The organism is Caulobacter sp. P1_B12_2 (assembly GCF_056406675.1).
The window spans coordinates 1-4,621 of the sequence record NZ_JBFTZS010000374.1 but is presented as its reverse complement, the minus strand read 5'-3'; the positions used below and the strand labels follow the sequence as shown (position 1 = coordinate 4,621).

The 4,621-nt window shown below is 65.5% G+C and carries 5 protein-coding genes; 1 reads left to right on the top strand and 4 read right to left on the bottom strand.

Features of this window, described 5'->3' with window-relative positions:
* From AC1DZ6_RS19420 to AC1DZ6_RS19405, 4 genes are all read right to left on the bottom strand, one after another.
* Positions 1 to 544 (bottom strand): metalloregulator ArsR/SmtB family transcription factor (locus tag AC1DZ6_RS19420; protein ID WP_477098783.1); only part of this gene is annotated, 544 nt, incomplete at its 3' end.
* A gap of 97 nt (positions 545 to 641) precedes the next feature.
* Complete coding sequence (locus AC1DZ6_RS19415) at positions 642 to 1,016, bottom strand: VOC family protein (protein WP_477098782.1); 375 nt, start codon at positions 1,014 to 1,016, stop codon at positions 642 to 644.
* A 64-nt stretch (positions 1,017 to 1,080) separates the two neighbouring features.
* Positions 1,081 to 2,805 carry a hypothetical protein gene (locus AC1DZ6_RS19410; RefSeq protein WP_477098781.1) on the bottom strand — a complete coding sequence of 575 codons (1,725 nt, stop codon included), beginning with the start codon at positions 2,803 to 2,805 and terminating at the stop codon, positions 1,081 to 1,083.
* A gap of 82 nt (positions 2,806 to 2,887) precedes the next feature.
* The gene (locus AC1DZ6_RS19405; RefSeq protein WP_477098780.1) at positions 2,888 to 3,847 is read right to left on the bottom strand and encodes a 2-hydroxyacid dehydrogenase; all 960 of its coding nucleotides are present in this window, start codon (positions 3,845 to 3,847) and stop codon (positions 2,888 to 2,890) included.
* 326 nt (positions 3,848 to 4,173) lie between these two features.
* On the opposite strand from AC1DZ6_RS19405, the gene AC1DZ6_RS19400 reads away from it, so the two are divergent.
* Entirely contained in the window at positions 4,174 to 4,590 is a 417-nt protein-coding gene (locus AC1DZ6_RS19400; protein WP_477098779.1) for a hypothetical protein, read from the top strand.
* Positions 4,591 to 4,621 lie beyond the last annotated feature (31 nt).

Genomic DNA, 4,621 nt, shown 5'->3' with positions numbered 1-4,621 from the left:
GATCCAGACCCAGAGCCGCGCCGGCGCGCCGACCCAGAAGGGTCAACATGCGGCCCGAGCCCGCGCCCAGGTCGACCATCTCGTCGAAGGGCCCCTCGCCCGCCGCCTGCAAGATGGCGGCCTCGACCTCGGCCTCGTCGACGTACAGCGAGCGGATCTCGTTCCAGCGCGCGGCGTTGCGGGCGAAATAGGCCTGGGCGCCCGCCGTGCGTTCAGCGCGCACCAGGGTCAGCCGCTCGGCGTCGCCCTGGGCGACGGGATCCTGCGGATCGATCAGGTCCAGGGCGCGATCGATCACGGCCCGACCGGGCGACTTCAGGGCCAGGCGATAGAACACCCAGGCCCCGTCCGGAAAGCGTTCGACCAGTCCGGCCTCGGCCAGCAGCTTCAGATGCCGCGAAACCCGGGGCTGGCTCTGGTCGAGGATTCGGCATAGTTCCAGCACCGACAGCTCTTCGGCCGCCAGCAGAGCCAGCACCCGCAGACGGGTGGACTCTCCCGCCGCGCGCAGCAGATCCACGACCTGTTCGGACGATACCTTCATTGGGACATAAAGATATCTTTATGTCCGATTTGGCAAGCCAAATCCGAGCCCGCTCACCCGCGCAACGACGCACCTCGATCCGACCGACGCGGCAAAACTATGCCTCTGAGGGCGCCTTCGACGGCTCCCAGAGCTCAATCTTGACCCCGGCCGGGTCGATCAGCCAGGCGAACCGCCCCATGTCCTCGTCCTGGCGGCCGGTCGGCTCCACGCCCTCGGCGGCCGCCTTGGCCAGCACGCCGTCCAGGTCGTCGACGATGAAGTTGATCATGAACGACGCCCGCGACGGTTCGAAATAGCGGGTGTCGGCGGCGAACGGCGACCAGTTCGTGCCGCCGACTCGCGTCGGCTTGAACGCCACCCCGCCCCACTCGGACACCTCGAACCCCAATACCCGAGCGTACCAGGCGCCCACGGCGGCGGGATCGTCCGCCTTGAAGAACACGCCGCCCAAGCCCAAGACCTTCGCCATGGTCAAACTCTCCCTTCCGCTCGTGGACCCAAGTCTGCGGCAAGACCGATACCAGCGCGAGAGCCTAGGTACAGACCGCCGGCGCGCTGTCGGCCAACAGCTTCTGGACGTCCGGATCCTTGGCGAAATCGCTCCCCTTGATGTCGTGGATCGGGTTGGCGCTATCGGACTGGAGATCTGGATCGGGCCGCGCTTGGATTCTGATGCTGCTGAACACTAAGCCCGTATCATCGCGGCCAAATTCCACATTCAGCGATAAGATACGCGAACTACCGTCCGGCAGCAGCAAGGCGCTCCAACGATTGGTGACGAGCGCATCGGCCGGAGTCTTGTAATACGCGCCCAAAGCACACGACTTCAGATTCGATAACACCTTCATTCCCGAAACCCTGCCGTAGTCCGTCTCGCCGATCCGCTCGAAATCGTCCGCCTGGCCCGGGAACAGCCGCATGTCGGCGGTCATCAGGAAGGCTTCCTTCTTGATGCCGTTCAACGCCTCCCTACGGTCAACGGGCGTGGCCTTCACCAGCGCCAGGTTCAGCTTCTTGAACATCGCCGCCGCCGCGTCTTTCGAAACGACAAGCGCTGGAGGCGCCTCAACGAGCGGAGGAATGCCAAATTTAGTCCAGACACCCTCGGGTCTTTGGCGATCCTGTATGCAGGTCGCACTCAACCCCTCATCATTCAATTCCGCTTCCTTGAGGCGCTGGTAGATCACCACCTCGGAGTCGAACTGGTTGAGCGGGATGTAACCAGGCGCGGTGAGGTTGTCGGCTAGCAGCTTGCAGGTCTGTTGCACGCGCGCCTTCAGTGTGGGGGGCGTCGGCGTGGTAGGTACGATCAGCGACACACTGACCGGAACCCCACGATTGGTCAGAAACTTGCCCAGCGTCTCCTTATCCACGACAATCTGGGTTTCGGGATTGCTGATTGAACTGTCCCACTGAAGCGCCTGGTCGGGCTCCACCTCCTTCAGCAGAGATGACTTTGGCGTCAGAGTCAGCGTCAGATTGAAGTCAGACGCAGAAACGCCGCCCGCCGACGGCGCCGTGAACACCACCGTCTTACCCTCGCCGTTCGCCGCGCCAAGGATGGTGCGCAATTCGATCGTGCGGATCTCCTTGTTGCTGAGCAAGTTGTCGGCGATCGGCGTGATGCTGGTCACCGTGGAAGACGCCAAGAACGTGGCCAAGCCGCCGCCCGCCGCCGCGGTTAAAGGCGCCACATTGCCCAGGAACTGGGCCACGGAGATCGAGGTGTCCTCGGTGACGCTCGTGCGGAAGATCGCGACCACCTGGGCGTTCTGGCGCAGGGAGAAGTCTTCCGTGATCCGGCTGAGCGGAAGAACGTCGACCGAGGCGTCAGTCTGATTTTGGACCCCGCCATTGACCACCTTGAGGCCGAGCAGTGAATAGGTGCCAAGAGATCGCTCTTGGTTATTGGCTTTAAGGCGCAGCTCAAGCTCGATCTTGGCGGTGTAGTTTTCCTTGCCTCCCATCAGCTTGGTAAAGAACGCCACCACCGGGCTCGCCTTGTCCTTGGGCGCGAATTTCACATCCGTCTTGGCTTTGACGTATCCATAATAGTCGGAAGGCGTCGCACCGGTCCGGAGGACAAGGGAGCCCGTCGTCGGGCAGACTCTGCCCTTCATGAAATCACTGCATCCGGGCGGCAGCGGCGGCAGCGGCGCGGGCGATGGCAGCGCTTGGGCGGCCTGACATCCCGTGGACATGGCTCCGGCCAGCACGGCCGGCAGAACTAAGAAACGCATCGTCCGACCGACTTGCATTGTGTGCCCCCCTAAGACGAGAGAAGCTTAACAACACTCAACCTAATAGAGCAAGGCGTACCGCCACGTTCCGGAACGAGGTCTAGACGTCCACCGGCGAGGCCAGGGTCTCGCCCTTGAAGAACCGTCGCAGGTTCTCGACCGTCAGCCCGACCATGGCCGGGATGCTGTCCAGGGTGGCCCCGGCGGTGTGGGGCGTCAGCACGGTGTGCGGCACGCCCGCCCAGCGTGAGGCGGGCGTCGGCTCGTGGTCGAACACGTCCAGCCCGGCCATGCCCAGACGGCCGTCCTTGAGGGCGGCGATCAGGGCGTCCTCGTCGACCAGCGAGCCGCGGGCCACGTTGACCAGCAGGCCCTGCGGTCCCAGCGCCTCGATGACCGCCTGATTGATCAGGTGGCGGTTTCCCGCGTCCGGGCGGGCGCAGACCACCAGGATGTCGCTGTCGCGGGCCAGGTCCAGCAGGCTCTTGGCGCGCGGACGCTCGGTTTCCTTGGGACGCGGCGCCCACCACGAGACCTTCAGCTCGAACGCCTCCAGGCGCCGGGCCACGGCCTCGCCGATATGGCCCAGGCCGACGATCCCCGCCTTGCGGCCGCGCAGGCCGTGACGAGGGCTCATCCGCTCCATGCTGGTCCAGTGACCGCTGCGCAGCTTTTGGTCGCCCTCGACGATGCCGCGCCAGGCGGCCAGCACCAGGCCCACGGCGTGGTCGGCGACGTCGGCGGCGTTGAGGCCCGTCGAGTGGGTGACGGCGATGCCGTGCTGCTTGCACCACGGCACGTCGACGCCGTCATAGCCGACGCTGACACAGGCGATCAGGCCCAGCCTGGGCATCTCCGACAACAAATCCTTGGTCAGCACCATTTCGCCCGCGTGGACGATCGCCCGCACTTGTCGCCCCGGCCCGTCCAGGAACGACAGGCGGTCGGGATAGTCCCACAGCCGGTGCACCTGGTACGCCCCCTCGAGAAGCGGCTGCAACGGCATCAGCATCTCGTGCGAAAGGACGATGTGAGGCTTCTCGACGGGCGTTTGGGGCATGCTTTTCTCCATCCCGGACAACGCGCGCGACCCAAGCGGGCCACGCATCCGCGATCTGTTCCTGAAAGATCGGGATCAGTTTCGCCAGATCAAGCTACTCCAGTTCCCAGCGAACGCCATTGCCCGCCAAGTCCCGTAAGCGTGATCACGCAAGGCTCCGCGCCTTCGCGATCATCTTGGCGTGAAAGCCGAACTGGCCAGCGGAACCCGGGCGGGAGGGACCGGGTTCCGCGCCCGGCGAAGGTCAAGCTGTGAACATCGGCCACGCCGAGGGGTTTTGTTGAGCGACGCGCCTCGTCGGCGCGCCAGTTCTGGAGGAAATTTCCATGATGATCAGAACCCTCGCCGCCGGCGCCGCCCTGGCCGTGCTCGTCTCCGGGGCCGCTTCGGCCGCGCCGCAAGCTTCAACCAGCCCCAAGCAGCCGATCCCCTACGCCCAGTTGGACGCCTATCTGAAGGCCTCGCCCAAGGCGCGGGCCAGCACGGACTGGTGGGGCGGTGCGGCCTCGACCGGCGCCTCGACCGACACCTCGGCCACGGCCCCGGCGGCCTCGACCACCACGACCACGACGACCACCACCGACTCCGCGGTGAACCCGCCGGCGTCGACCAGCATGCCGTCGGACTCCTCGACCAGCATGCCGTCCACCCCACCGACCATGCCGGAGGCCGCCACCCCCGCGCCGGGCTCGAACCTGCCCGGCTCGACCACCACGCCCGGCGCGCCGACCGAACCGAAGTAGGCCCAGCTTCGACCTAGTCCAAAACGACGAC

What these genes read in the sequence shown, in the direction of transcription:
- AC1DZ6_RS19415 (WP_477098782.1), bottom strand. Translation starts at nt 1,016, where the DNA reads ATGGCGAAGGTCTTGGGCTTGGGCGGCGTGTTCTTCAAGGCGGACGAT.
- AC1DZ6_RS19410 (WP_477098781.1), bottom strand. Translation starts at nt 2,805, where the DNA reads ATGCAAGTCGGTCGGACGATGCGTTTCTTAGTTCTGCCGGCCGTGCTG.
- AC1DZ6_RS19405 (WP_477098780.1), bottom strand. Translation starts at nt 3,847, where the DNA reads ATGCCCCAAACGCCCGTCGAGAAGCCTCACATCGTCCTTTCGCACGAG.
- AC1DZ6_RS19400 (WP_477098779.1), top strand. Translation starts at nt 4,174, where the DNA reads ATGATGATCAGAACCCTCGCCGCCGGCGCCGCCCTGGCCGTGCTCGTC.